The following is a 22036-nucleotide window of genomic DNA, read 5'->3' as shown; positions in this document are numbered from 1 at the left end:
TTTTTTCACTAATACTGAATACGCATGAAAACCTTTGCATTTGTTTTTCCGGGCCAGGGCTCGCAGGCTGTGGGCATGCTCGATGGGTGGGCAGACCACCCGGCCGTCGTGCAAACGCTGCAGGAGGCGTCTGACGCCCTGGGCGAGGATGTGGGTCGCCTGATCCACGAGGGCCCCAAGGAGCAGCTGGCGCTCACCACCAACACCCAGCCCGTGATGCTGGTGGCCGGTGTGGCCGCCTGGCGCGTGTGGCGTGCCGAAGGCGGCGCCCTGCCGGCGGCTGTGGCGGGGCATTCGTTGGGTGAATACTCGGCGCTGGTGGCGTCGGGCGTGCTGACGCTGGCCCAGGCGGCGCCGCTGGTGCGTCTGCGCGCCGCCGCCATGCAGGAAGCCGTGCCCGTGGGCACGGGGGCCATGGCCGCGATTCTGGGCCTGGATGCTGCGAAAGTGATAGCTAATTGCGCAGAAGTGACAAGCGCTATGGGCCAAAACGGCACTGAAGTGGTCGAGGCGGTCAATTTCAACGATCCGGCACAGACTGTGATTGCGGGCAGCAAGGCCGCCGTCGAGAAGGCCTGTGAAGTTCTCAAGGCTGCGGGTGCCAAGCGCGCGTTGCCGTTGCCGGTGTCGGCGCCTTTCCATTCCAGCCTGATGAAACCCGCCGCCGAGAAGCTGCGCGCCGCCCTGGCCACCACGCCCCTCGCGGCGCCGCAGATTCCGGTACTCAATAATATTGATGTGGCGGTGCAGCAGGATGCAGACGCCATCCGCGACGCGCTCTATCGCCAGGCCTTTGGCCCCGTGCGCTGGGTGGAATGCGTACAGGCTCTCAAGGCGCGTGGCATGACCCACATTGTCGAATGCGGCCCTGGCAAAGTGCTTGCGGGCCTCACAAGGCGCATTGATGCCGAACTCACGGGTGCCGCGCTGTACGATGCCGCGACCCTCACCGAAATCAAGGAGCTGCTGGCATGAGCGAAAGCACTGCAAAACCCCTCGTGGCGCTGGTCACCGGTGCCTCACGCGGCATTGGCGCCGCCATCGCGCTGGAACTGGCCGTGCGCGGCTTCCAGGTGGTTGGTACAGCCACCACCACTGAAGGCGCCGAGCGTATCAGCCAGGCGCTGGCCGCGCACCCGGGCTGCCGAGGGGCCCATCTGAACGTGAACGATGGTGCGGCGGTCGATGCCCTGATTGACGGCATCGTCAAGGGCCAGGGCGGCCTGCATGTGCTGGTGAACAATGCCGGCATTACCCGCGACCAGCTGGCCATGCGCATGAAAGACGACGACTGGGATGCCGTGCTGGACACCAATCTCAAGGCGGTGTTCCGCGTTAGCCGTGCGGCCATCAAGCCGATGATGAAGCAGCGCTATGGGCGCATCATCAGCATCACCAGTGTGGTAGGCGCCTCGGGTAACCCCGGCCAAGCCAACTACGCTGCCGCCAAGGCGGGTGTGGCCGGTATGACCCGTGCGCTGGCGCGTGAGCTGGGCAGCCGCAGCGTGACTGTGAACTGCGTGGCTCCCGGGTTTATTGACACTGACATGACCTCTGGCCTGCCCGAAGCACAGCAAAAAGCACTGCTCGACCAGATCCCTTTGGGTCATCTGGGCAAGCCCGCAGACATCGCACATGCCGTGACCTACCTCGCTTCCAACGAGGCCGGTTACATCACTGGGCAGGAATTGCATGTCAATGGCGGCATGTACATGTAATTGACGAAAAATCACGCCGGTTCATCCGTACGGCGGGCCTTTGGGGAAACCTCTCTTAAACGGCTAGAATCGCGGATTCCATTCACAACCCCCAGAGGGAAACCATGAGCGATATCGAAGCACGTGTCAAAAAAATCATCGCCGAACAACTCGGCGTGGAAGAGTCACAAGTCACCAATGAAAAAGCTTTCGTGGCCGATCTGGGTGCAGACTCCCTCGACACCGTGGAGCTGGTGATGGCGCTGGAAGACGAATTCGGCATCGAGATTCCGGACGAAGACGCCGAGAAGATCACGACGGTGCAGAACGCCATCGACTACGCCACCACCCACCCGAAGGCTTGAACGGCGCGCTTGGCGCCCCTTCAGCGATCAGCACAAGGTTTTACGCATGAGCCGTCGTCGCGTTGTCGTGACCGGCCTGGGTTGCATCAGTCCCGTGGGAAACACGGTGCAGGACGCCTGGGCCAATATCCTGGCCGGGCAGTCCGGCATTGGCCTCATTACCAGGTTCGATGCATCGACCTTCGCCTGCAAAATTGCAGGCGAGGTCAAAGGACTGGACCTGGAGTCCTACATCAGCGCCAAGGATGCGCGTGCGATGGACTCGTTTATCCATTACGGCATTGCTGCAGCGGTGCAGGCCGTAGAGGACGCTGGTTTGCCCACCGGCGATGCCCTGAGCGAAGACCTGGCGACCCGCATTGGCTGCGTGATCGGCTCGGGGATCGGTGGTCTTCCGCTGATCGAAAACACCCATACCGAATTCATCAACCGGGGCGCACGGCGCATCACACCTTTTTTTGTTCCCGCCTCCATCATCAACATGGTGGCAGGGCATGTGTCCATGCGTTTCGGTTTCAAGGGGCCGAATCTGGCCGTTGTCACGGCCTGTACCACGGGCTTGCACTGCATTGGCGAAGCCGGTCGCATGATTGAGTACGGTGATGCCGATGTGGTCATCGCTGGGGGGACTGAGGCCACCGTCTCGCCCCTGGGTATTGGCGGTTTTGCCGCGATGCGCGCACTCTCCACCCGTAACGACGATCCCAAGGCGGCATCACGCCCATGGGACAGGGACCGCGACGGCTTCGTGCTGGGCGAAGGCGCCGGCGTGGTGGTGGTTGAGGAATACGAACACGCCAAGGCCCGTGGCGCCAAAATTTATGCCGAACTGAGCGGTTTTGGCATGAGCGCCGATGCCGGCCATATGACGGCGCCTAGCATGGATGGCCCACGCCGTGCCATGCAAGCCGCCCTGCGTAATGCCGGGGTCAATACCGATGAGGTGGCTTATCTCAATGCGCATGGCACGTCCACGCCGCTGGGTGACCTCAATGAAACCAATGCCATCAAAGCCGCTTTTGGCGATCATGCCCATAAGATGGTCGTGAGTTCCACCAAGTCCATGACTGGCCATCTGCTGGGCGGGGCGGGGGGCATCGAGAGCATCTTCACGATCCTCGCACTGCACCACCAGAAGGTTCCGCCCACGATCAATCTGGATAATCAGGATCCCGAATGCGACCTTGATTACTGCGCCAACACAGCGCGGGACATGAAGATCGATGTTGCCGTCAAAAATAATTTTGGATTTGGCGGTACCAACGGCACGCTGGTTTTTCGGCGCGTCTGACGTCCGTAGCCCGCTGCGTTGCGTGCACTACCCCGCACGACACCTTGCAGCGACGGACCGTTTGTGAATCAGCGTTCCGCCCGCCACCATGCCCCGGCAGTGCGTTTTCCGGTGCGCCGCAGCGCGTGGCTCGCTGGAGCACTGGCGTGCGGATCGGCCGCTGGTGGACTGGCTTGGGTTGCCTGGATGCTATGGGGTGCCGCACCATGGCCACTCTGGATACCGATGGGTACAGGGCTCGCTTGGTTGCTGATCACGGGCGCTGCATGGCGCTTCTGGGCCCGAATGCCGGTGGGCACTCTGTCCTGGGACGGTGGTGCATGGGAGCTGCTCGGGCCCCTGGGCGGTAGTGTGCGTGGTACGCTGACCACTCACCTCGATTTGCAGCGCCGCATGGCCGTCTGCCTGGTGCCTCTCGCCGGACGTGCGCAATGGCTCTGGCTGGAGCGGGGACATGCGCCCGCTCACTGGCTGGATCTGCGCCGTGCGGTATATTCGCGCGCCGTAACGGGCGTTCCCGATGCCGCCGAACATGCTTCTGGGCGCGCTGGCCCGGTGTGAACTTTCTTCTCCATGACTGCGACTCCGCCCGAACCCCCATCTCTTGATCCTCCTGCCACGGATAGCGACCTTCTCCTTGTGGAGCGCACCGTGGCCGGCGATCTGCGGGCCTATGATCTGCTCGTCATCAAATACCAGCGCCGTATCGAGCGGCTGATCGGGCGCATGGTGCGCGATACTGATTTGGTGCCTGACATTGCCCAGGAGACCTTTCTCCGAGCCTACCGGGCCTTGCACCAGTTTCGGGGGGATGCGCAGTTCTACACCTGGCTGTACCGCATTGCAGTCAACACGGCCAAAAAGGCCTTGATGGACCTCAAGCGTAATCCTTTGGTGTATGAGGGCACTCTGCGTTCTGCTGATGACGAGAATGAAACTTATCGTATCGGCCATGAACTAACTACAGAAGAAACACCAGAAACAGTGCTGGCTGCCCGGGAAATTGCGGCCCAGGTCAACGCCGCAATGGATGCATTGCCCGAGGACTTGCGCCAGGCGGTGACTTTGCGCGAGATTGAAGGTCTGAGCTATGAGGAAATTGCCACCGTGATGGGATGCCCGATCGGAACTGTGCGGTCGCGTATTTTTCGCGCCCGAGAGGCCATTTCCACACGGGTGCGACCATTGCTCGAAAACCGCACGGGCAAACGCTGGTAGGTGCGCGGCACAGGTGAAGAGTTTCCATGACGTATAGGTATGGGTTTGGCAGGTGACACCATGAATGATGATCTGAAGATGCACGAACAGTTATCGGCTTTGGCAGACGGTCAATTGCACGGGGATGAACTGGCGCAGGCTTTGCGTTTTGCTGCGCAGGACGAAGGCCGTGACACTTGGCAGGTCTATCACTTGGTGGGAGATGTGTTGCGTTCCCCCGAACTGGCGCACGCTTCTGATGGCGGGGCTTTCCTGGCGCAGTTGCACCAGAAGTTGGCCCAGGAGCCTGCGCCACCGCATGCATTGCCCCATACCGAGCCATTACAGGTCGAGTTGGCACAGGCGGCCAATGCATCGGCCTTTCGCTGGAAGATGGTGGCGGGGTTGGCGTCCTTGGCGGCGGTGTCTGCCATCGGATGGAATTCGCTGAGCCATGTCCGCGAAGCGGATTCAGGGGCTCGCCTGGCTGCTGCACCACCCGCGGCCACACAGCAGATGGTTGTTACGAGCAGTCCCGATGCACAAGTGATGCTGCGTGACCCTCGTCTGGACGAATTGCTCGCCGCGCACAAGCAATACGGTGGCGCTGCGGCTCTGCAGATGCCTGCAGGGTTCCTGCGCAACGCCACGTTCGAGTCGCCCTCACGTTGATTGCTTGGGCGCATGCGGCAAATGACTGCAGGCATGGTGTTTCGGGCGAGATGGCGGCGCGGTTGTTGTTCCGCAAAATTAGTGTTCTCACGTGCTGCCCGGTATCTCGGTGGGATGGCTTTGTGCGCCCTTGCCTTGGGTGTACAGGGCGGGCCGGTCAATAGACCGCAGGACGACGCCAATCCGCGGACTGCCCAACAATGGATGGAGCGCATGCAGGGGGCATCCCGCAGCCGCAGTTACGTGGGCACGGTGGTGGTGCTCCATGCATCAGGTGCCATGGCGACTTCCAAAATCTGGCATGCGGTACGCGATGGCCAGCAGTTCGAGCGCGTCGATGCACTCGATGGTGCAGCAAGTACCGTCTATCGGCAGGATGGGCTCGTGCGTACCTTCCTGCACCAGTCGCGTACGGTCCGCACCGAGCGCCGCGATTTGCTTCATGCGCTACCCGGAAGTGCCGATGCGACCTTTGTCCCGCCCTATACCGCGCACCTCCTTGGACAGGAGCGCGTCGCCGGGATGGAGGCTGATGTCGTGTCGTTCGCGCCACACGATGCACTGCGCTTTGGTTACCGCTTCTGGAGTGAGCGCACATCGGGTCTGGTGCTGCGGGTACAGATGCTGGAGCCAAGTGGGCGGGTGCTGGAGCAGACGGCGTTTTCCGCTCTGCAACTGGACGCCGACAAGGAGGCACAGCAGTGGGCTCGCATGCCACAGGATACCGCTGGCTACCAGGATCTGAGTGTGCAAATGCGGATGACCACAGCCACCGAACAGGGCTGGGGGCTGCGTGAGCCCGTGGATGGTTTCGTGCCTGTCGGTTGTTATCTCCATGCAGTTTCCTCAGCAGGCCATGAGCCCGGACTGCTGCAGTGCTTTTACTCCGATGGGCTGGTGACGGTATCGTTGTTCATCGAACGGCACCATGCCCGTCGCAGCGCATCAACGGTGGTTCAGGTCGCACGGGGGGCTACCCATGTTCTGGCCAAGCCACTGAGTGACGGTGTCTGGCTGACGGCAGTGGGAGAGGTACCTGCAGCCACGCTGGTGTTGTTTGCGGACCGCCTGGCACGGCTGAAATGAAATGGCTGTTTGCTGGATGGAACCAAATTCACTGAAGGATTTCTCACAGTATCTGCGCGCAAAGCAGAACGTGACTTGAATTCTCGAAAGGCCATCAATGAAAATAATCGATTGGACAAAAAACCATGGCGCCGGGCTGGCTGCGGCTTGTGTTCTGGCGTGCAGCGCCGCGATGGCGCCCCTGGCCATTGCGCAGGTGGCGACGCCTCCGGCTTCCGTGCGCGGGTTGCCTGACTTCACAGATCTTGTCGAACAAGCAGGGCCTTCGGTAGTGAACATCCGCACGACGGAAAAGGCTTCCAGGCGGAGTGGCGTTAATGGCATGGACGAAGACATGCTTGAGTTTTTCAAGCGGTTTGGCGTGCCCATCCCGAACATGCCGCGCCAACAACGACCAAATCGTCCGCAGCAGGAAGAAGAACAGCCGCGCGGCGTGGGCTCTGGCTTCATTCTCAGTGCCGATGGCTATGTCATGACCAATGCCCATGTGGTAGACGGTGCCGACGAAGTGATCGTCACATTGACGGACAAGCGCGAATACAAGGCAAAAATTATCGGAGCGGACAAGCGCACCGATGTGGCCGTTGTGAAGATCGAAGCATCGGGCTTGCCTGCCGTGCGGATTGGCGATGTCAACCGCCTGAAGGTGGGTGAATGGGTCATGGCTATCGGCTCGCCCTTTGGCTTGGAAAACACTGTCACTGCGGGCATCGTCAGTGCCAAGCAGCGCGATACCGGGGATTACTTGCCTTTCATTCAGACTGATGTGGCGATCAATCCGGGAAATTCAGGCGGACCCTTGATCAATATGCGGGGCGAGGTCGTGGGCATCAACAGCCAGATCTATTCACGTTCAGGCGGGTTCATGGGCATTTCGTTTGCCATTCCGATCGATGAAGCCATGCGCGTCAGCGAGCAGCTGCGCTCCAGCGGGCGTGTGACACGGGGGCGTATTGGTGTGCAAATTGGGCAGGTGACGCGCGATGTGGCGGAATCGCTGGGGCTGGGCAAGCAGCAGGGGGCCTTGGTAACCGGGGTGGAGAGTGGCTCGCCCGCGGAGAAGGCCGGGGTAGAGGCTGGCGACATCATCGTTCGTTTCGAAGGCAAGCCCATTGAGCGGATCGCAGACCTACCACGCTTGGTCGGTAATACCAAGCCGGGCACCAAGAGCACCGTGACGGTGTTTCGCCGGGGGAATATGCGCGATTTGTCGGTCGTGATTGCGGAGATTGATGGTGACACGCCAGCCATCAAGGCCAGTGACCGCGACGTCAAACCCAAGTCTTCGAATGCTGCCCAGCAGTTCGGGCTCACGGTTTCGGATTTGACGGGAGCACAGAAGAAGGAGCTCAAGCTCAAAGGGGGTGTGCGCATCGATGCTGCTTCGGATGCTGCTGCCCGTGCAGGATTGCGCGAAGGCGATGTGATCCGGGCCATTGCCAACACTGAAGTGAGTACGGTGAAAGACTTTGAATCGGTCTTGTCCAAGGTGGACAAAACCAAACCGGTCAACGTGCTTTACCAGCGCGGGGAGTGGGCTCAGTACGCTTTGATCCGTCCATAAGAGCCTTGGGTTGGATTGCTGTCCTCTGTGGCAGAAACCCTGCATCAGAAGCCGAGGCTGTGGCGGACGGGGCGTTATCGACCGATTAGGTAGAATGCGCCCTGTTTTTGCACAACTATGGATATATCAAATTGTCTCGAATTCATGGCGCAAAAAATCCTCCTGAATTGCACGGGTTCCCCACGGCGTATTCCTTGACTTGTGGAATGCACCAAGTGTCGGCAGCGTAGTTCAGGCAGTGGCCCACGGCATCGCCCGCGTGAGGCCATGGCGCCCCTCTTTTTTTGGGTGATTTTTTGCCTACAATGAGGCTCCAACCATCGCAGTTGCCCAAGATTGTTGGTTCAGGGCGCGTCACCAGCCGACGCGCCCTTTTTTGTTGCGGTGGTCTAGCACCTTCCTTATTTGACGTTTTCGTTGATGAAGCACATTCGTAATTTTTCCATCATTGCGCACATTGACCATGGCAAGTCCACCCTCGCCGATCGCCTGATCCAGCGCTGCGGGGGCTTGGCTGATCGCCAGATGGAAGCCCAGGTGCTCGATTCCATGGACATCGAAAAAGAGCGCGGCATCACCATCAAGGCGCAAACTGCCGCGCTGCAGTACAAGGCCCAAGATGGTCAGGTCTACAACCTGAACCTGATCGATACGCCTGGCCACGTTGACTTTTCCTACGAAGTGAGTCGTTCGCTCTCGGCCTGCGAGGGCGCCTTGCTGGTGGTCGATGCCTCGCAAGGTGTGGAAGCACAAACAGTGGCCAATTGCTACACCGCGCTGGATCTGGGCGTGGAAGTGCTGCCGGTGCTCAACAAGATGGACTTGCCGCAGTCTGACCCCGAAAACGCCAAGGCGGAAATCGAGGATGTGATCGGCATCGATGCCGAGGACGCCATCCCGTGTTCAGCCAAGACGGGCATGGGCATCGACGAGATCCTGGAAGCTATTGTCGCGAAGGTTCCGGCGCCGCGTGGCAACCCCGATGGGCCGCTGCGCGCCATGATCATCGACAGTTGGTATGACGCTTACGTTGGCGTCGTGATGCTGGTGCGCGTGGTCGATGGGCGCCTTCTCAAGGGTGAGCGCTTCAAGATGATGGCAAGCGGGACCGTATACAACGCTGATAACCTGGGTGTGTTTACTCCCGCCAACGAGTCGCGGGACCGCTTGGAGGCGGGCCAGGTAGGCTACATCATCGCCGGGATCAAGGAATTGCAGGCGGCCAAGGTGGGCGACACCATCACGCTGGAAAAGAAGCTGCCGAACAACGCAGGACCTGCCGCCGAGGCGCTGCCGGGCTTCAAGGAAATCCAGCCCCAGGTGTTTGCCGGCCTGTACCCCACCGAGGCGAGCGAATACGATCAACTGCGCGACGCGCTGGAAAAACTCAAGCTCAATGATGCGTCACTGCACTACGAGCCCGAAGTGTCGCAGGCGCTCGGGTTTGGTTTTCGCTGCGGTTTTCTGGGCCTGCTGCACATGGAGATTGTGCAGGAGCGGCTGGAGCGCGAGTTCGATCAGGATCTGATTACAACGGCACCCAGCGTGGTCTACGAGGTGGTGATGCCGGGCGGTGAAGTCATCATGGTGGAGAACCCTGCCAAGATGCCCGACCAGGGCAAGCTGCAGGAAATCCGTGAACCCATTGTGACCGTGCATCTGTATATGCCTCAAGAGTATGTGGGGCCTGTGATGACGTTGGCCAACCTGAAGCGTGGCGTGCAAATGAACATGGCGTACCACGGCCGCCAGGTCATGCTGACCTATGAAATGCCGCTGGGTGAGATCGTGCTGGACTTCTTCGACAAGCTCAAATCAGTGAGCCGGGGCTATGCCTCCATGGACTACGAGTTCAAGGAGTACCGTGCGTCCGATGTGGTGAAGGTGGACATCTTGCTCAACGGTGAGAAGGTCGATGCGCTGTCCATCATCGTGCACCGTAGCCAGAGCCAGTACCGCGGCCGCGCCGTGGTGTCCAAGATGCGCGAAATCATCAGCCGCCAGATGTTCGATGTGGCGATCCAGGCCGCGATCGGAGGCAACATCATTGCGCGCGAGTCCATCAAGGCGTTGCGCAAGAACGTGCTGGCAAAGTGCTATGGCGGCGACATTTCGCGCAAACGCAAGCTTCTTGAGAAGCAGAAGGCAGGCAAAAAACGCATGAAACAGATTGGATCGGTCGAGGTGCCCCAGGAGGCCTTCCTGGCCATTTTGCAGGTGGAAGATTGATGCAGGCCATGCAAATTCTCACGTCGCTGGTGCTGGCGGCCTTTGCGGGCTATATGGGGGCCTGGTATTTTGGGGCTATCGAAGGCAACTTTGCCTTGCTGCTGTTTTTGACGACGGTCGTCACGGGCTGCTACTGGTTTGCCGAGCGGTTTTATTTCCTGCCGCGCCGCCGCCGTGCGGCCCAAGCCATCGAGGACACTGCCGTGCAACGCCGTGCCGAGTTGGACCGCATGGGCATTGCCCAGGTGGACATCAATGTGCAGGACGAGAAAACCCGTTTGCTCATGCAGCCCTGGTGGCTGGATTGGACGGCCGGGCTTTTTCCGGTGATTGCGGCGGTTTTCCTGCTGCGCTCGTTCCTGTTCGAGCCTTTCAAGATTCCATCGGGCTCGATGATTCCCACCTTGCTGGTGGGCGACTTGATTTTGGTGAACAAATTCACGTACGGTGTGCGTCTACCTGTCATCCACACCAAGGTGACTGATGGAACGCCACCGCAGCGCGGCGACGTGATGGTCTTTCGCTACCCGCCCCAGCCGAACCTGGACTACATCAAGCGTGTGGTGGGCGTGCCGGGCGATGAGGTGGCGTATATCAACAAGCGATTGACCATCAATGGACAGGTGATCGCAACCTCACCGCAGCCGGACTTCTTTGATGAAAGCGCCATGCGCTATTTCAAACAGTTCGAGGAACAGTTGGGAACACACCCCCACCGTTTGCTCAATAACCCCGATGCGCCTGCCTTTGTGCAGGGCGCCAGCAATTTTGCTTCTCGTGACAACTGCCGCTACAGTGTCGAAGGTGTGGTGTGCAAGGTGCCCGAAGGGCATTACTTCATGATGGGCGATAACCGCGATAATTCGCTCGATTCGCGTTACTGGGGGTTTGTGCCAGAGGCCAACATTGTGGGCAAAGCCTTCTTTGTCTGGATGAATTTCGGTAACCTCAAGCGCATCGGTTCCTTTAACTAAGCAGCCACGGCAAACAATCAAGAGGGGAAAAACATATGCATGCGCACCATTCAGCCAGCCGTTCGAGCCAGCGCGGCCTGTCTTTCATTGGGGTGATCTTTATCGGCCTGCTGGCCGTCGCAGCATTTGCCATTGGCGGCCAGTCGGTACCGATTTTTCTGGAATACCACGCGATTGGCAAGGCTGCGGCCAAGGCGGCCAAGGAGGGTAACACTGTGCCAGAGGTTCGCGCCAGTTTTGATCGAGCCGGTGCCATCGACGATATTTCGTCAATTTCGGGCAAGGATCTGGAAGTGACAAAAAAAGGCGACAAGATCGTGGTGTCCTTCAAATACTCGCGTGAAATTGCATTAGCGGGGCCGGCCTATCTGGTCTACCGCTTTGAAGATTCGACCAAATAGGTGCAGCCTTCTCTTCTTGCGCTGCAGGAGCGCCTGCAGCACCGCTTTTCAAACCCTGCCTTGCTGCAGCGTGCCATCACACACCGCAGCTTCAGCGCCGACCACAATGAGCGGCTGGAATTTCTAGGCGATTCGGTGCTCAACTTGGCTGTGGCCAGTCTGTTGTACACGCGGCTGGCGTCTCAGCCCGAGGGCGATCTTTCGCGCGTGCGTGCCAACCTGGTCAAGCAGGAGACGCTGCACCAGCTGGCGCTGGAGTTGCGTGTGTCCGAGGTGCTGCGCTTGGGCGAAGGCGAGGCACGCTCCGGCGGCCAGAAGCGCCCGTCCATCCTCGCCGATGCTCTGGAGGCCCTGATCGGAGCCGTGTATCTCGATGCAGGTTATGCCCCGGCTGAGGCATTGGTGCTGCGACTGCTCAATGCCGTAGAGATCAATCCCCAGATGCAGGCGGCTGCCAAGGATGCCAAGACGGCATTGCAGGAGTGGCTGCAGGGCCGCAAAATGCAATTGCCGCAGTACCGCGTGGTGACGACGGAAGGGGCGGCGCACCGCCAGACCTTTGATGTGGAATGCGCTATTGCGGAACTCTCCCTGGCCGAGCGAGGCCTCGGTGGTTCGCGCCGGGCGGCCGAACAATCTGCCGCACAGGCCATGCTGGCCACACTGAAAGCAAAACAGCCATGAATGAAGATGCTACTAAAAATGTAGCTGACAGCGCAGGTGAATCAAGCGCTGAAGGCCAAAATGACCTTGACTCCATGTTGGCGGCTGCCCGGCCTGCCGGTGCTGCCGGGGTGGATGTGAAGGGACAGCGCTGCGGCGTCATCGCCATTGTCGGCAAGCCCAACGTGGGCAAGTCCACGCTGCTCAATGCCCTGGTGGGTCAGAAGATCAGTATTACGTCCCGCAAGGCGCAAACTACGCGCCACCGCATCACCGGCATCCGTACGCAAGGACAGACGCAGTTCGTCTTTGTCGATACACCTGGCTTCCAGACGCGCCACGCTACTGCGCTCAACAAGTCGCTCAACAAGACAGTCATGGGCGCTATTGGCGATGTGGATCTGATCCTCTTCGTGGTGGAGGCGGGCAGCTTTACCCTGGCCGATGCCAAGGTGCTCTCGCTGTTCAAGCCGGGTATCCCCACGCTGCTCATCGCCAACAAGCTCGACAACATCCACCGCCGCGCCGAGATCGCGCCTTGGCTCAAGAGCATGCAAGAGCGTCACCCGTTCGCCGAATTCGTGCCCATGTCGGCCAAGAACAAAGGCGACGTGGAGCGGCTTTACGGTATTTGCGAGAAGTATTTGCCCGAGGCCCCCTGGTGGTACGCCGAAGACGAATTGACGGACCGCAGCGAAAAGTTCCTCGCCAGCGAGACCGTGCGCGAAAAGCTGTTCCGCTTCACCGGTGACGAGTTGCCCTACACCTCGACCGTCATCATCGACCAGTTCAGCGAAGAAAAAAGCAAGCAGCACAAACGCCTGGTGCGCATTGCAGCCACCATCGTGGTCGAGCGCGACAGCCACAAGGCCATGGTGATCGGCGACAAGGGGGAGCGGCTCAAGCGCATCGGCACCGAGACCCGCCAGGAGCTGGAAAAACTCATGGATGCCAAGGTGTTCATCGAGATATGGGTCAAGGTGCGCAGCGGCTGGGCGGACGATGAAGCACGGGTGCGCTCCTTTGGTTATGAATAGCGATCACCCTCCTGCAGCGCTTGCGCCTTCCCCCCTCTCCTTCGGGAGGGGGCGCCACCAGTGGCCTGGCAAAGCCAGCTCCACGGTGGCCGCTGGTGGGCCAAATGCGGTGGCCGTTGAAATGACCAAGCCTGTCATCTAGAGGGTAGCGATTGGCTACTGCGCGCCGCTTTTCCAACGAACCCGCCTTTGTCCTGCACCGCTACGACTGGAGCGAGTCCAGCCTGATCCTGGAGGTGTTCACGCGCCACCATGGGCGCACTGCACTGGTGGCCAAGGGGGCCAAAAAGCCGAGTTCCAATTTCCGTCCGGTGCTGTTGCCGCTGCAGCCGCTGCACCTGACCTGGACCCAGAGCGATACGGGTGCCGGAGATATTCACACCCTTAAAGGCGCGGAGTGGGTGGGCGGCCACATCATGCCCACAGGCGACGCGCTGCTGTCGGGCACCTACCTGAACGAGCTGCTGCTGCGCCTGCTGGCACGCGATGACCCGCACGCTCACTTGTTCGACACCTATGGTGCTGTGGTGCGCGTACTGGCCAGTGAGCATGGCGACGCCCTGGAGCCGGTATTGCGCAGTTTTGAAATGCTGCTGCTGCGTGAAATCGGCCTGCTGCCTGCGTTGGATGCCCAGACCCTCACCGGCGGTGCCCTGGCGCCGGATGCCCGTTACGCTTTAGTCGCCGAGGGCGGCCTGCGCAGCGCCGCCGCAGGCGAGCGGGCCAGCCTCTCTGGAGCGCGGTGGCTGCAGTTGAGCGATGCGCTGCAGGGCGAAGTGCCCTTTACCGACCTGCTACGGGCCTGTGCCCCCGTGACTGGAGAGCTCAAGCCCCAATTGCGTACCCTGTTGCAATACCATTGCGGAAACCCGTTGCTGCGCACACGCCAGTTCATGATGGATATGCAATCGCTATGAGCGATGCGGATGCACCATCTCGGCAACGGCAGGGCTGTTTTTCTTCGCACTTTTGCGTAAGTTCCTATGAATCCACTTTCCCACGGACACCGTACCGCGCTGTCGGTCAACGTCAACAAGGTCGCGCTGGTACGCAACACGCGCCATCTGGGCATCCCCAGCGTCATGCGCGCGGCCTTGCTGTGCCTGCAGGCCGGTGCCAATGGCATCACCGTGCATCCCCGACCGGACGAGCGGCATATCCGTGCCAGCGATGTGCATGAACTGGCCAGTCTCATGAAAAATTGGCCCGACCGTGAGTACAACATTGAGGGCAATCCGTCGCAGAACCTGATGGACTTCATTCGCCAGGTACGCCCCCACCAGGCCACTTTTGTGCCCGACAGCGAAGACCAGTTCACCAGCGACCATGGTTGGAGCTTTCCGCAGGATGCCGCCCGCCTTGCTCCGCTGATTGCCGAATGCCGGGCGCTGGGCGTGCGCGTGAGCCTGTTCATGGACCCTGTGCCCGAACAAATGGCGCAGGCCCGGGCCGTGGGCGCGGACCGGGTCGAGCTGTACACCGAGCCCTATGCCGCGGCCTGGGGCACCGACCGGCAGGCCCAGGAGCTTGAGCGCTACCGCGCCGCAGCCCGGGCGGCCATGGATGCCGGCCTGGGCGTGAATGCGGGCCATGACCTCAACCGCGACAACCTTGCCGCCTTTGTACGCGGCGTACCAGGCGTGCTGGAGGTGTCCATCGGCCATGCACTGATTGCCGATGCGCTGGAACTGGGCTACGCCGCCACGGTACGGGCCTACCAGGCCTGCATTGACCAGGGATTCGTTGACTCCTGAATTGATAGCTGCTAGCGCTTTGTAGATAAGCTCTGAAGGCCTATTTCATCTAAAATTATGATCTATGGTATCGGCACCGATATTTGCGATGTGCGCCGCATCCGTGCCAGCCTGGAGCGCCATGGAGACCGTTTTGCCGAGAAGGTGCTGGGACCGGCCGAGCTGGCCACCTGGCGCGGGCGCAGCACTCGCTGGCCCGAGCGTGGCGTGCGCTATTTGGCCACGCGCTTTTCCGCCAAGGAATCCTTCAGCAAGGCCATTGGCCTGGGAATGCGCATGCCCATGACTTGGCGCTTGTGTGAGGTGGGTACGTTGGCCAGCGGTCAGCCCACCATCGTGCTGCACGGTGAACTGAAGGACTGGTTCGACGCGCGTGGCCTCAGCGCGCACCTGAGCGTGACCGATGAGTCTGACTACGCTGCAAGTTTTTGTGTTGTAGAAAAATTGGCCTCTAGCGCTTATCCATCAAGCGCTGATAGCTATTAAATGTAGAGCACTTCAATCCCTCGTACCATGACTGAACATTCCCCCCTCATCCTTGACGTTGCCGGTACCACCCTGTCCGCTGTGGACCGGCGCCGCCTGGCCCATCCCCTGACCGGCGGTGTCATTCTGTTTGCCCGCAACTGGGAGAATCGTGCCCAGTTGCTGGCCCTGACCAGCGCTATCAAGGCCGTGCGCGACGATCTGCTGATCTGCGTGGACCACGAAGGTGGCCGTGTGCAGCGCTTTCGCAGCGACGGTTTCACCCACCTGCCGCCCATGCGTGCCCTGGGCACCCTGTGGATGCGTGACGGCAAGGGTGGCCCTGGCAGCGGAGCCCTGGCTGCCACCAATGCGGCCACGGCTGCGGGCTATGTGCTGGGCAGCGAGTTGCGGTCCTGCGGGGTGGATTTCAGTTTTACCCCGATCCTGGACCTGGACTGGGGTGGCAGCGCTGTCATTGGCGACCGCGCCTTTCACCGCGATCCGCGTGTCGTCACCTTGTTGGCCAAAAGTCTGGCGCATGGTTTGCTGCAGGCGGGCATGGCCCACTGCGGCAAGCATTTTCCCGGCCACGGCTTCGTCCAGGCCGATTCGCATACGGAAATTCCTGTGGACAGGCGCAGCCTCAAGGCCATCCTGCAGGACGATGCAGCGCCCTATGGCTGGCTGCGCAGCACGCTGACCAGCGTGATGCCGGCCCATGTGATCTATCCCAAGGTGGATAGTCGACCGGCCTGTTTTTCACGCAAGTGGCTGCAGGACATTCTGCGCGACCAGCTGGGTTTTGATGGCGCCATCTTTAGCGACGACCTGAGCATGGAAGGCGCCCGCCGTATCGATGGGCAGCTGGTCAGTTATACCGACGCGGCCGTGGCGGCGCTGCAGGCCGGGTGTGACCTGGTGCTGCTGTGCAACCAGAGTGTGGGAGACGGACACGCCGTCGACGAGTTGCTCGACGGGTTGGCGCAACGCTTGGAGGAGGGGCAGTGGCAACCCAGCGCCGACAGCGAGGCCCGCCGCCTGGCGCAGTTGCCGCAAATCCTGCCGCAGGCCTGGGATGATCTGATGTTCCAGCCCGCCTACCAGCAAGCGCTGGAAATGCTGTCCTGATTCTTCGGGTGTCTGGCGGTCGTGTGCGCCGTCAGGCGGGTGGGGTGTTGTCCGCGTCCGGGGCCGTCGAGGCCGGGACGGTAGGCTTGACCTCTTGCCCCGGTTTCCAGCGCCGCACCATGCGCTGAAAAATCAAGGTGTTCGGAATCTGCAGCAAGGTGCCTGCCGTGTGGGGGGCTATGTCTTCGAGCGTGGTGTAAAGCATGTTGATGTCGGTGACACGGCCGCGCGCGCCTTCCTTTTCGGCGGTGTCGAGCACCTCGATCACATCGCCCACGCGGAACGGCCCCACTGCAAAGATCAACAGCGCACAAAACAGGTTGGACAGTACGCTCCAGGCGGCAAAAAACGCCACGGCGCCCACGGTGGCAAAGCCGGTAAAGGCTGTCCACAGCACCATGGCGGAAACCCCCATGCGCTCGAGGATCAGCAAGGCGGTGCCCAGCACAATGGCCCAGCGCAAGATGCCGTTGAACAGCAACTGCATGTCGTGGGGGAGTTGGTAGTGCGCCCCGATACGGCGCAGCACGCGGTGCAGCAGGCGCAGCAACAGCCATGCGACCAGCACGATCATCACAATTTGCAGTCCTGGGACGATGATTTCGAACCAGTCCTGCGCCCACTCGGGCAGGTAGAACTTCAGCGAGCGCCGCATGCCATGCCCGTGTGCTGAAGGTGCTTGAAAGGAGAAATGCCGCGCCCTTCCATCAGCTTTCGCGCCGCAGGGCCGGGAACAGGATCACATCGCGGATGCTGGGGCTGTCGGTCAGCAGCATCATCAATCGGTCAATGCCGATGCCGCAGCCACCCGCGGGTGGCATGCCGTACTCGAGCGCGCGCACAAAGTCGTGGTCGTAATACATGGCCTCGTCGTCGCCGCTGTCCTTGGCCGTCACCTGGGCGTGAAAGCGGGCGGCCTGGTCCTCGGCGTCGTTCAGTTCGGAGAAACCGTTGCCAAATTCGCGGCCCGTGATGTAGAGCTCAAAGCGCTCGGTCACCTCCGGGCGGGCGTCGTTGGCGCGGGCCAGGGGCGAGATTTCGGTAGGGTGCTCCATGATGAAGGTGGGCTGCCATAGTTTGTCTTCCACCGTTTCCTCAAAGTACAGCACCTGCAGGCTGGCCAGGCTGCGGGCGGAGAGCTTGTTCTTTTCCTCGCTCATGCCCAGTTTTTTCAGTGCGCTGATGAGCCAGGCTGCATCGTCCACATGGGCGCCGGCCTCGGTGTGCTGGAAGATGGCCTCGCGGATTGTGAGGCGTGCAAACGGCTGGCCCAGGTCCACGGCACGGCCCTGGTAGCTCAGATCGAGCGTGCCCACGGCCTTGAGGGCGGCATCACGCACCAACTGCTCGGTAAAGCCCATGAGGTCCTGGTAGTTCCAGTAGGCTGCATAGAACTCCATCATGGTGAACTCGGGGTTGTGGCGCACCGAGATGCCTTCGTTGCGGAAGTTGCGGTTGATTTCAAACACGCGCTCGAAGCCGCCCACCAGCAGACGCTTGAGGTACAGCTCGGGCGCGATGCGCAGGTACATTTCTTGTTCGAGCGCGTTGTGGTGCGTGACGAAGGGCTTGGCGTTGGCACCGCCCGGAATGGGGTGGAGCATGGGCGTTTCGACCTCCAGGAAGCCGTGCTGCACCATGAAGTCGCGGATGCCGCTCACGGCCTTGCTGCGCGCCACGAAACGCTTGCGGGCCTGCTCGTCGGTCATCAGGTCGATGTAGCGCTGGCGGTACTTGACCTCCTGGTCAGCAATGCCATGGAACTTGTCCGGCATGGGGCGCAGGCTCTTGGTGAGCAGGCGCAAGGCGGTGACCTTGATCGATAGTTCACCCGTCTTGGTCTTCATGAGCGTGCCTTCGGCCCCGACGATGTCGCCCAAGTCCCAGTGCTTGAAGGCCGCATAGAGTTCTTCGCCCAGGGCATCGCGCGTGATGTAGAGCTGCATGCGTCCAGTGGCATCCTGCACGGTGGCAAAGCTGGCCTTGCCCATCACGCGCTTGAGCATCATGCGGCCGGCCACGCTGGCGGTGACGGGCGCTGCCTCCAGGGATTCACCGGAGGCTTCGCCGTGGGTTTCCTGCAAAGTGGCGGCGTGGTGGGCTGGTTTGAAGTTGTTGGGGAAAGCAACGCCCTTGCCCTGTGCCTGGGCCTCACGCAGGGCGCGCAATTTGTCGCGGCGCTCGGCGATAAGCTGGTTTTCGTCTTGGGGGGCGGGGGCGTGGTTCTGTTCAGACATAGGGGCCGTAGGTGCGGGGGCGTAAAAGAGGGGCTGCACGCAGCCGAACCGCTGATTTTATGGGTTATGGCGCAGGGGGTGGCTGCGGGGCTGCAGAGTTTGCCCATCCCAGCAAGGTCAAAGCCGTCCGCACGATGATTTTCAGGTCCAGCCACAGAGTATGTGTTTGCACATACTGGCAGGCAAAGGCCAGTTTGGTGGGCAAAATCTGTTCCACATAAGTGCGCTCCGGGTCTGGGCTGTGCGCCAGCAGTGCGCTTTCGTTGCGAAACGCGAGCGAGGCCAGGTCGGTGATGCCTGGACGCACGCTGAGCACGGTGGCGCGCAGGTCGGCAGGGTAGTGCGCAACGTAGCGCGGCACTTCGGGGCGGGGGCCCACCATGCTCATGTCGCCCCAGAGCACATTGAGGAGCTGCGGTAATTCGTCCACCTTCGTGCGGCGCAGCCAGGCACCTGCGCTTGTGATGCGGGTGTCTGCACCTACCGTCAGGGGCAGACCTTCAGCTTCGGCACCGGTGTACATGCTGCGGAACTTGTAAATACCAAACAGCTGACCACCACGTCCCACGCGCTGCTGCCGAAAGAGCGCGGGCCCGGGTGAATCGAGCCGCACCCACAGTGCCACGGCCAGTAGCACCGGGCACAGCAGCAGCAGGGCCAGCGTGGCGAAGGCTGTGTCGAACAGGCGTTTGGTCATGGCCAACAGATCAGAAGGGATGCGCTGTGCGTGAGAGGCTCAGGCACTGTTTTAGCCGAGCACCTCATGCAGCGCCGCAATGACGCGATCCTGGTCGGCGTCTTGCATGGCAGTGAACAGGGGCAGGCTGATCATGGACTGGTAAGCCGCATCGGCCTGGGGGAACATATTGGGGGTGAGCTGGTAGCGGTCGCGCCAGTAGGGCTGGCGGTGCAGCGGCACATAGTGCACGCTGGTGCCAATGCCCCGGTCTGACAGCGCCTGGATGGTCTCGTCGCGCCCGACACGCGCCCCGGGAGCCAGCCGCACGACGTACAGGTGCCAGGCATGCGCGTCCCCCGCCGGAGCATCTGCGGGCAGCACCAGGGGCAGGTCTGCCAGTTGCGCCTGGTAGCGCGCTGCCAGGTGCTGGCGGCGTTGCACGAACTGCGGCAGCCGTGCCAGTTGCTCCACGCCCATCGCCGCAGCGATGTCGGTCATGTTGTATTTGAAGCCGGGGGCCACGATTTCGTAGTACCACGCCGGGGTTTTGGAGCTGAAGCGGTCGAAGGCGTCCCGGCTCATGCCGTGCAGGCGCATCACGCGCATGCGCTCGGCCAGTTGGGTGTCGCGCGTCACGGCCATGCCGCCTTCGCCGGTGGTGATGGTCTTGTTGGCGTAGAAGCTGAACACCGTTGCGTCGGACTGCAACTGCCCCACCAGCGTGCCCTGCCAGGTGGTGGGCAGGGCGTGGGCGGCGTCTTCCACCACCTTCAGATTGTGCTCACGTGCGATAGCCAAAATTTCATCCATGCGGCAGGCCAGGCCCGCGTAGTGCACCGGCATGATGGCCTTCGTCCGCGGGGTAATGGCGGCGCGGATGGCGTCGGGGTCAATGTTCAACGTTACCGGGTCTACGTCCACCAGCACCGGATCGGCGCCCAGGTAGCGCACTACTTCCACGGTGGCGGTGAAGGTCAGTGTGGGGGCAATCACCTCGTCGCCCGGGCCGATGCCCAGGGCCTCCAGCGCAAGGTGCAGGCCCGCAGTGGCCGAATTGACGGCGATCGACTGCAGGCCGCTGCCGCCCAGGTAGTCGGTGAAGGCTTGCTCAAACTCCCTGGTCTTGGGGCCTGTGCTTACCCAGCCCGAACACAGGGCTTGGGTGACAGCGGCGATTTCTTTGTCACCGATGTCGGGGCGGGCGAAGGGAAGAAAGGGCAGTGCGGTGTCGGGCATGGTGGATACAGCGGGTTCAGGGGAGTGATCAGGACGCTCCGCGCCCAACGGCGTGGTATTCAAGGCCCAGCGCCTGCATGTCGGCGGGCTCAAAAAGATTGCGGCCGTCAAAAACAATGGGTTGGCGCAGCGTAGCAGCGAGGTGGGCAAAGTCGGGGCTGCGAAACTCTTTCCATTCGGTCACGATGACAAGCGCGTCTGCATCCTCCAGAGCGGCCTGCTTGGTCGACCAAGAGCAGGCCGGGTCGCTCGCCCAGTAGACGACGTGCCTGGTTCATGGCCACTGGGTCATAGGCGGTGATTTCGGCGCCCCGGGTTAGCAGTTGTTCAATCACGGTCAGGCTGGGTGCCTCGCGCATGTCGTCGGTGCCCGGTTTGAAGGCTAGGCCCCACAGGGCGAAGCGGCGCCCCTGCAGATCGGCGCCGAAGCGTGCCACGATCTTGCCCACCAGTACGTGTTTTTGGCGCTGGTTGACGTCCTGCACAGCCTGCAGGATGCGCAACTCTTGGCCTATCGCGCGGGCTGTGTGTACCAGTGCTTTTACGTCCTTGGGGAAGCACGATCCACCATAGCCTGTACCAGCATACAAAAAATGGGTGCCAATGCGCGGGTCGGTCCCCATGCCGGTGCGTACCTGTTCAATGTCTGCACCCAGCCGCTCGGCCAACAAAGCCAGCTCGTTCATGAAACTGATGCGGGTGGCCAGCATGGCGTTGGCCGCGTATTTGGTGAACTCTGCGCTGCGGACATCCATCAAGATGAAGCGGTCGCGGTTGCGCATGAAAGGTGCGTACAGCGCACGCATGGTTTGTGCGGCCTGCTCATCATCCGCACCTACGACGATGCGGTCGGGGCGCATGAAGTCTTGCACAGCGGAGCCTTCCTTGAGGAACTCAGGGTTCGATACCACGGCGAAATCTATCGCCTGACCACGAGCATCAAGCACCGAGGCCATGGTCGCACGCACCTTGTCTGCAGTGCCCACCGGTACCGTGCTTTTGTTCACGATGAGCTTGTGGTTTTGCATGCGCTCGGCAATGGTCTGCGCTACCGCCAGCACATGTTGCAGATCCGCCGATCCGTCTTCACCTGCCGGTGTACCCACGGCGATGAACAGCACCTGCCCGTGAGCAACAGCATGGTCCGCATCGCCGGTGAAGACCAGCCGACCACTGTGCGCGTTGCGCAGCACGATGTCGAGCAGGCCGGGTTCGTGGATGGGCAGGTTCCCGTTTTGCAGGGTGCTCACACGCGCGGCATCGCGGTCCAGGCACACGACATGGTTCCCCATTTCTGCGAGACAGGCGCCGGTGACGAGGCCGACGTAACCAGTGCCAATAACAGTGATCTTCATAGG

The 22036-nt window shown here is 61.2% G+C and carries 22 protein-coding genes and 1 pseudogene; 18 read left to right on the top strand and 5 right to left on the bottom strand.

Going from position 1 to position 22036, the window contains the following annotated elements:
• The first annotated feature begins 24 nt into the window (after positions 1 to 24).
• The 18 genes from fabD to nagZ all read left to right on the top strand — a co-directional run bounded on the left by fabD (position 25) and on the right by nagZ (position 16526).
• Positions 25 to 975 (top strand): ACP S-malonyltransferase, encoded by a 951-nt coding sequence (gene fabD, locus ACYVOC_RS11150; RefSeq protein WP_461161843.1) that lies wholly within the window; start codon positions 25 to 27, stop codon positions 973 to 975.
• The gene (fabG, locus tag ACYVOC_RS11145; RefSeq protein ID WP_461161842.1) at positions 972 to 1718 is read left to right on the top strand and encodes a 3-oxoacyl-ACP reductase FabG; all 747 of its coding nucleotides are present in this window, start codon (positions 972 to 974) and stop codon (positions 1716 to 1718) included. The genes fabD and fabG overlap by 4 nt, the downstream gene beginning before the upstream one ends.
• A gap of 104 nt (positions 1719 to 1822) precedes the next feature.
• On the top strand, positions 1823 to 2062 hold the full coding sequence (gene acpP, locus ACYVOC_RS11140; RefSeq protein WP_027995239.1) for an acyl carrier protein: 240 nt from the start codon (positions 1823 to 1825) through the stop codon (positions 2060 to 2062).
• Between the two features lie 46 nt (positions 2063 to 2108).
• Positions 2109 to 3353 (top strand): beta-ketoacyl-ACP synthase II, encoded by a 1245-nt coding sequence (fabF, locus tag ACYVOC_RS11135; RefSeq protein WP_461161841.1) that lies wholly within the window; start codon positions 2109 to 2111, stop codon positions 3351 to 3353.
• A 63-nt stretch (positions 3354 to 3416) separates the two neighbouring features.
• Entirely contained in the window at positions 3417 to 3914 is a 498-nt protein-coding gene (locus ACYVOC_RS11130) for a hypothetical protein (protein WP_461161840.1), read from the top strand.
• A 12-nt stretch (positions 3915 to 3926) separates the two neighbouring features.
• Positions 3927 to 4571: an RNA polymerase sigma factor RpoE gene (gene rpoE, locus ACYVOC_RS11125; RefSeq protein WP_461161839.1), complete on the top strand. Its 645-nt coding sequence runs from the start codon at positions 3927 to 3929 to the stop codon at positions 4569 to 4571.
• 60 nt (positions 4572 to 4631) lie between these two features.
• Positions 4632 to 5222: a sigma-E factor negative regulatory protein gene (locus ACYVOC_RS11120; protein WP_116006101.1), complete on the top strand. Its 591-nt coding sequence runs from the start codon at positions 4632 to 4634 to the stop codon at positions 5220 to 5222.
• 204 nt (positions 5223 to 5426) lie between these two features.
• Entirely contained in the window at positions 5427 to 6308 is an 882-nt protein-coding gene (locus ACYVOC_RS11115) for a MucB/RseB C-terminal domain-containing protein (RefSeq protein ID WP_461161961.1), read from the top strand.
• A gap of 172 nt (positions 6309 to 6480) precedes the next feature.
• Positions 6481 to 7872, top strand: coding sequence for a DegQ family serine endoprotease (locus ACYVOC_RS11110; protein ID WP_233521244.1), 1392 nt, complete (start codon positions 6481 to 6483; stop codon positions 7870 to 7872).
• Between the two features lie 420 nt (positions 7873 to 8292).
• Positions 8293 to 10101, top strand: coding sequence for a translation elongation factor 4 (gene lepA, locus ACYVOC_RS11105; protein WP_116004455.1), 1809 nt, complete (start codon positions 8293 to 8295; stop codon positions 10099 to 10101).
• The gene (gene lepB / locus ACYVOC_RS11100) at positions 10101 to 11075 is read left to right on the top strand and encodes a signal peptidase I (RefSeq protein WP_461161838.1); all 975 of its coding nucleotides are present in this window, start codon (positions 10101 to 10103) and stop codon (positions 11073 to 11075) included. The genes lepA and lepB overlap by 1 nt, the downstream gene beginning before the upstream one ends.
• Positions 11076 to 11110: 35 nt before the next feature.
• Positions 11111 to 11476: a DUF4845 domain-containing protein gene (locus ACYVOC_RS11095; RefSeq protein ID WP_461161837.1), complete on the top strand. Its 366-nt coding sequence runs from the start codon at positions 11111 to 11113 to the stop codon at positions 11474 to 11476.
• Entirely contained in the window at positions 11477 to 12160 is a 684-nt protein-coding gene (gene rnc / locus ACYVOC_RS11090; protein ID WP_461161836.1) for a ribonuclease III, read from the top strand.
• Entirely contained in the window at positions 12157 to 13176 is a 1020-nt protein-coding gene (era, locus tag ACYVOC_RS11085) for a GTPase Era (protein WP_116004451.1), read from the top strand. Before rnc ends, era begins: the two co-directional genes overlap by 4 nt.
• Positions 13177 to 13328: 152 nt before the next feature.
• Complete coding sequence (gene recO / locus ACYVOC_RS11080; protein WP_461161835.1) at positions 13329 to 14093, top strand: DNA repair protein RecO; 765 nt, start codon at positions 13329 to 13331, stop codon at positions 14091 to 14093.
• A gap of 66 nt (positions 14094 to 14159) precedes the next feature.
• Complete coding sequence (locus ACYVOC_RS11075; protein WP_461161834.1) at positions 14160 to 14930, top strand: pyridoxine 5'-phosphate synthase; 771 nt, start codon at positions 14160 to 14162, stop codon at positions 14928 to 14930.
• Positions 14931 to 14987: 57 nt separating this feature from the next.
• Positions 14988 to 15416, top strand: coding sequence for a holo-ACP synthase (gene acpS, locus ACYVOC_RS11070; RefSeq protein ID WP_461161833.1), 429 nt, complete (start codon positions 14988 to 14990; stop codon positions 15414 to 15416).
• A gap of 27 nt (positions 15417 to 15443) precedes the next feature.
• On the top strand, positions 15444 to 16526 hold the full coding sequence (nagZ, locus tag ACYVOC_RS11065; RefSeq protein WP_461161832.1) for a beta-N-acetylhexosaminidase: 1083 nt from the start codon (positions 15444 to 15446) through the stop codon (positions 16524 to 16526).
• A 31-nt stretch (positions 16527 to 16557) separates the two neighbouring features.
• On the opposite strand, the gene ACYVOC_RS11060 is transcribed toward nagZ, so the two are convergent.
• The 5 genes and pseudogenes from ACYVOC_RS11060 to ACYVOC_RS11040 all read right to left on the bottom strand — a co-directional run bounded on the left by ACYVOC_RS11060 (position 16558) and on the right by ACYVOC_RS11040 (position 22033).
• Positions 16558 to 17181, bottom strand: coding sequence for a mechanosensitive ion channel family protein (locus tag ACYVOC_RS11060; protein ID WP_116004446.1), 624 nt, complete (start codon positions 17179 to 17181; stop codon positions 16558 to 16560).
• 52 nt (positions 17182 to 17233) lie between these two features.
• Positions 17234 to 18763 carry a lysine--tRNA ligase gene (gene lysS / locus ACYVOC_RS11055; protein WP_461161831.1) on the bottom strand — a complete coding sequence of 510 codons (1530 nt, stop codon included), beginning with the start codon at positions 18761 to 18763 and terminating at the stop codon, positions 17234 to 17236.
• A 64-nt stretch (positions 18764 to 18827) separates the two neighbouring features.
• On the bottom strand, positions 18828 to 19460 hold the full coding sequence (locus ACYVOC_RS11050) for a sugar transferase (RefSeq protein WP_116004444.1): 633 nt from the start codon (positions 19458 to 19460) through the stop codon (positions 18828 to 18830).
• Between the two features lie 51 nt (positions 19461 to 19511).
• The gene (locus tag ACYVOC_RS11045; RefSeq protein WP_461161830.1) at positions 19512 to 20678 is read right to left on the bottom strand and encodes a DegT/DnrJ/EryC1/StrS family aminotransferase; all 1167 of its coding nucleotides are present in this window, start codon (positions 20676 to 20678) and stop codon (positions 19512 to 19514) included.
• Positions 20679 to 20706: 28 nt separating this feature from the next.
• Positions 20707 to 22033, bottom strand: a pseudogene (locus ACYVOC_RS11040) (UDP-glucose dehydrogenase family protein).
• Positions 22034 to 22036 lie beyond the last annotated feature (3 nt).

The organism is Simplicispira piscis (assembly GCF_054783455.1).
Note: the sequence above shows the minus strand (reverse complement) of the source record. Positions and strands in the feature narration are given on the sequence as shown.

Excerpts from the sequence above, each read along its gene's own strand:
- fabD (WP_461161843.1), top strand. The coding sequence starts at position 25 with ATGAAAACCTTTGCATTTGTTTTTCCGGGCCAGGGCTCGCAGGCTGTG.
- fabG (WP_461161842.1), top strand. The coding sequence starts at position 972 with ATGAGCGAAAGCACTGCAAAACCCCTCGTGGCGCTGGTCACCGGTGCC.
- acpP (WP_027995239.1), top strand. The coding sequence starts at position 1,823 with ATGAGCGATATCGAAGCACGTGTCAAAAAAATCATCGCCGAACAACTC.
- fabF (WP_461161841.1), top strand. The coding sequence starts at position 2,109 with ATGAGCCGTCGTCGCGTTGTCGTGACCGGCCTGGGTTGCATCAGTCCC.
- rpoE (WP_461161839.1), top strand. The coding sequence starts at position 3,927 with ATGACTGCGACTCCGCCCGAACCCCCATCTCTTGATCCTCCTGCCACG.
- ACYVOC_RS11120 (WP_116006101.1), top strand. The coding sequence starts at position 4,632 with ATGAATGATGATCTGAAGATGCACGAACAGTTATCGGCTTTGGCAGAC.
- ACYVOC_RS11115 (WP_461161961.1), top strand. The coding sequence starts at position 5,427 with ATGGAGCGCATGCAGGGGGCATCCCGCAGCCGCAGTTACGTGGGCACG.
- ACYVOC_RS11110 (WP_233521244.1), top strand. The coding sequence starts at position 6,481 with ATGGCGCCCCTGGCCATTGCGCAGGTGGCGACGCCTCCGGCTTCCGTG.
- lepA (WP_116004455.1), top strand. The coding sequence starts at position 8,293 with ATGAAGCACATTCGTAATTTTTCCATCATTGCGCACATTGACCATGGC.
- lepB (WP_461161838.1), top strand. The coding sequence starts at position 10,101 with ATGCAGGCCATGCAAATTCTCACGTCGCTGGTGCTGGCGGCCTTTGCG.
- ACYVOC_RS11095 (WP_461161837.1), top strand. The coding sequence starts at position 11,111 with ATGCATGCGCACCATTCAGCCAGCCGTTCGAGCCAGCGCGGCCTGTCT.
- era (WP_116004451.1), top strand. The coding sequence starts at position 12,157 with ATGAATGAAGATGCTACTAAAAATGTAGCTGACAGCGCAGGTGAATCA.
- ACYVOC_RS11075 (WP_461161834.1), top strand. The coding sequence starts at position 14,160 with ATGAATCCACTTTCCCACGGACACCGTACCGCGCTGTCGGTCAACGTC.
- acpS (WP_461161833.1), top strand. The coding sequence starts at position 14,988 with ATGATCTATGGTATCGGCACCGATATTTGCGATGTGCGCCGCATCCGT.
- nagZ (WP_461161832.1), top strand. The coding sequence starts at position 15,444 with ATGACTGAACATTCCCCCCTCATCCTTGACGTTGCCGGTACCACCCTG.
- ACYVOC_RS11060 (WP_116004446.1), bottom strand. The coding sequence starts at position 17,181 with ATGCGGCGCTCGCTGAAGTTCTACCTGCCCGAGTGGGCGCAGGACTGG.
- lysS (WP_461161831.1), bottom strand. The coding sequence starts at position 18,763 with ATGTCTGAACAGAACCACGCCCCCGCCCCCCAAGACGAAAACCAGCTT.
- ACYVOC_RS11050 (WP_116004444.1), bottom strand. The coding sequence starts at position 19,460 with ATGACCAAACGCCTGTTCGACACAGCCTTCGCCACGCTGGCCCTGCTG.
- ACYVOC_RS11045 (WP_461161830.1), bottom strand. The coding sequence starts at position 20,678 with ATGCCCGACACCGCACTGCCCTTTCTTCCCTTCGCCCGCCCCGACATC.